Source organism: Cedecea sp. P7760 (assembly GCF_013386425.1).
Classification (GTDB): Bacteria; Pseudomonadota; Gammaproteobacteria; order Enterobacterales; family Enterobacteriaceae; genus Cedecea; species Cedecea selenatireducens.
In genome coordinates, this window is the sequence record NZ_JACARU010000034.1 from 1 (window position 1) to 4,035 (window position 4,035).

At 52.6% G+C, this 4,035-nt stretch carries 1 protein-coding gene and 1 pseudogene; one reads left to right on the forward strand and one right to left on the reverse strand.

What is annotated here, in order from left to right:
- Nucleotides 1-254 precede the first annotated feature (254 nt).
- Nucleotides 255-3,236 (forward strand): RHS repeat domain-containing protein, encoded by a 2,982-nt coding sequence (locus HX778_RS13530; protein WP_176982316.1) that lies wholly within the window; start codon nt 255-257, stop codon nt 3,234-3,236.
- A 6-nt stretch (nt 3,237-3,242) separates the two neighbouring features.
- Here the strand turns inward: HX778_RS13530 and HX778_RS25155 are convergent.
- Nucleotides 3,243-3,419, reverse strand: a pseudogene (locus HX778_RS25155) (ISNCY family transposase); the annotation flags it as partial.
- Nucleotides 3,420-4,035: the final 616 nt, after the last annotated feature.

The following is a 4,035-nucleotide window of genomic DNA, read 5'->3' on the forward strand; positions in this document are numbered from 1 at the left end:
CATAGAATAAATTAATAATTCATAGATATCATTAAATTAACCATTAATTCAGATGCGGATAAACACATAATATTTTAACAACACTAAATAAAAATAATGTCTGGTATATCAGGGTGGAAATAGCCACTACGTCCTCGTAAGATAATTCCCAGGCAAGCAAGAAAGCGAGCAGAAATAAGTTTAAAACCTCAAATCGAATTAGAACCATTAAACGATCGGTTATTCTCATCTGAATGTTAAAAAAGGAGAACACCATGAACACATCACCGTTCAGCAACACCCCGACCATCACGGTCCTCGACAACCGCGGCCTGACCGTGCGCGACATCGCGTACCACCGCCACCCGGATACCCCGGACGTCACCAGCGGGCGCATCACCCGCCACCGCTACGACGCCCGCGGTTTTCTGACGCAGAGCGCTGACCCGCGCCTGCATGAAACGGGGTTGGCAAACTTCAGCTACCTCACGGACCTGGCCGGCAGCGTCCTGCGTACCGTCAGCGTAGACGCCGGAACCACCGTGGCACTGAACGACGCCGCAGGCCGCCCCTTTATCGCAGTCAGCAATATCCGCACCGCAGGTGACGGTACGGAAGACCTGAGCCAGGCGGTGACCCACACCTGGCAGTATGAGGACGCAGCGCTGCCGGGCCGTACGGTAAGCATCACGGAGCAGCTCACCGGCGAAGCCGCCCGCATCACGGAGCGCTTCGTGTATGCCGGCCACACAGCCGAGGAGAAGGCACTGAACCTGGCGGGTGCGTGCGTCAGCCACTACGATACGGCCGGCCTGACACGGACCGAGGGCGTGGCCCTGATCGGCGTCCCGCTCTCCGTCACCCGACGTCTGCTGAAGGACGCGGATAAACCTGACGTCGTGGCCGACTGGCAGGGCGGGGATACCCCGGCCTGGAATGACCTGCTCGTTGGGGAGAGTGAGGGACATACCAGCCTGACCACCTCCGACGCCACTGGCACGGTGCTGACCACCACGGATGCACGGGGTAATATGCAGCGGGTGGCGTACGACGTGGCCGGGCAACTGTCGGGCAGTTGGCTGACCCTGAAGGATGGTACGGAGCAGGTTATCGTGGCCTCCCTAACCTATTCGGCCGCCGGACAGAAGCTGCGCGAGGAGCACGGCAACGGCATAGTGACCACCTACACGTATGAAGCAGAGACACAGCGCCTGACCGGGATTAAAACGGCGCGTCAGGCCGGGCATGTCTCTGGCGCGAGGGTACTACAGGACCTGCGCTATAAGTACGACCCGGTGGGCAATGTATTAAAAATTACTAACGATGCGGAAGAGACCCGCTTCTGGCGCAACCAGAAAGTGGTGCCGGAGAACACGTACGTCTACGACAGCCTGTACCAACTGGTCAGCGCCACCGGGCGCGAGATGGCAAACGCCGGCCAGCAGGGTAGCCGGTTACCATCAGCCACCGTTCCCCTTCCCGCCGACGACGCCGCATACACAAACTACACCCGCACTTACCGCTACGACAGCGCCGGCAACCTGACGCAAATCCGCCACAGCGCGCCGGCCACAGGCAACAGTTACACCACAAACATTACGGTGAGCAGCTGCAGCAACCGGGGCGTGCTCAGCACGCTGACGAAAAAACCTGACGACGTCGACGCCTTTTTCACCGCCGGCGGGCAGCAGAAACAGCTGCAGCCGGGGCAGGACCTGGTCTGGACGCCGCGTAATGAACTGCAGACGGTGGCGCCGGTGGTGCGTGACGGAGGCACAGATGACAGTGAAAACTACTGCTATGACGCGGGCAGTCAGCGCGTGCTGAAGATGAGCGTGCAGGAAACGAAAACCAGCACCCAAAAGCAGCAGGTGCTGTACCTGCCGGGGCTGGAGCTGCGCAGCACACAGAGCGGTAACAAGGAGACGGAGAGCCTGGAGGTGATTACAGTGGAAGAGGCGGGCCGGGCGCAGGTGCGGGTGCTGCACTGGACATCCGGCAGGCCGGCAGAAATCACCGGCGACCAGATAAGGTACAGTTACGACAACCTGACGGGCAGCAGCGGGCTTGAGCTGGACGGTGACGGCAACATTATCAGCGCGGAGGAGTACTACCCGTACGGAGGCACGGCGGTGTGGACGGCGCGCAACGCGGTGGAGGCGGACTACAAAACCCTCCGCTACTCGGGCAAGGAGCGTGATGCGACCGGGCTGTACTACTACGGTTACCGGTACTACCAGCCGTGGGCTGGTAGGTGGCTCTCTACCGATCCTGCTGGCACAATAGACGGTATTAACTTGTTCAGGATGGTACGAAATAATCCCGTGACGCTAAGAGATAACGATGGCCTTTCTCCCGAAAGTATCGCCAGACGCTGGCTGGAAATAAGTAGAAAAAAACGTGCTGATAACAGTTTTCTACGAATGCAAAATAATGGCTCATTATTGAGAGATGGTTTTTTATCTGAGGCTGCATCCATGCCTGGATTCTCAGGGGTGGCGTTTTATCTCACGTCGAGCCTGCTATTTAAATTTCCTAATGCCTTCGGTTCAGAGCGGGACATTAAGGGGCAAGCATTACAAAATCAGAATTCCTTGCGTGCCAGTGAATTCAATACACAAGAAGTTGATTTCATTAAAAACTTCATCAAAGAAGATTTTTATTTGGCACACGCCACAAATGCAAACATCGAAAGTGAAAATGGAAACATAAATTTCTATTCAAGGAAAATGCTGCAAGATAAAAAAATTATTTTCAACGAGTCTAACTCCGATTTGGATGATGTTTATGGGTTAGGTAACGATGATTATGCGTTCTTCTCTCTGGAGATAGGCCCTGCTTTGAAAAAACAGAAAAGTCGGTTTGGCAACACCGTTTATAAAGTTTCAGCATCAAATGGCGCATTTAAGTTCGCATCACTATCACTCGTCGATCAGCTAACTATGGAGCTCCCAGAGCCAAAAATACCCGGATTGTCATCTGAAGGTAGTGTTCAATTAGCTGGACGTCCTTCCTTAAAAAGAGAAGAGGTTTTTTTCCATGGTCTGGATGATTCAATTCTATCTCTGGCGAGACATATCGCTCTTTCCACAAGAGTTCTTTCTAAGCAGTCGGATAGAGATGTGATACTTAATGAGCGTAACCCGGACAAACTGGATCGCATAACGAACTATTTATTCAGGCCGGAGGTACGAGTTCCAAGAATGGCGGGGATCAAGAATGGAGGATATTTCAAGTACCGATTTGGAAATAGATAACAATCCCTGAACCAACTTTATCTTCTCCAGGGCACATCCCAGCCGCTTGTTATCGATGATGGCGCCCTGGTCAAGTTCTCCTGGACGGTCGTAAGTGATAAAGGGCAGGGAAGTGCCACTGGCCCGGAGCTCGATAGTGCCGTCCGGATACTGCCAGACATCCATGTATTTCCCCTGAAAACGATGATTTTCTTCATTAGCAGCTCCTTAGTATCTGTTTCTGTCATGTATCCAATAAAGAATGCCATAGCCGATTATTAAAATTGCGAAAAATACGATGGTTTGAGCTGTACTTGTTCCATACCACGCCACTTCTGGTTGAAAAGAATTTTCAGGTCGCCATCCTGCTTTGTAATCGAGAATTGGAGTGAAGCATGCCCAAAGTGTTGCTAGTATCATTATTACCACTCATACCGCATCCCTCTGCTGTGTGTGAAATTTGTACCGCGAAGCGGTTCGGGGTTCTGTGACACCCGAACTTTGCCGTGGTTTCCCACGGTTTTTACTCATAATAACTGAGCGTGTGTTTATTGTGTAGGCAAACTGTGGTTATTCTGTATGTGCCCAATAAAAAGTGTAGGTATTCTGTCGTTAATCTGTAGGTATTTTGTAGGTAGCCAATTCGGCAGGCACAAACTGAACAAAACTACAGGCACGACGGGGATGGGTGCAATGAGTCCGGTGAAGTACCGGCAGCATCTTGGGATCACAACATAGCAGTCCAGGAAAACATCCCACACAGTCCCGGGACGGACATCTCAATTTAGCTACCACATCCTTTGTCAAGGCTAAGTAGAGA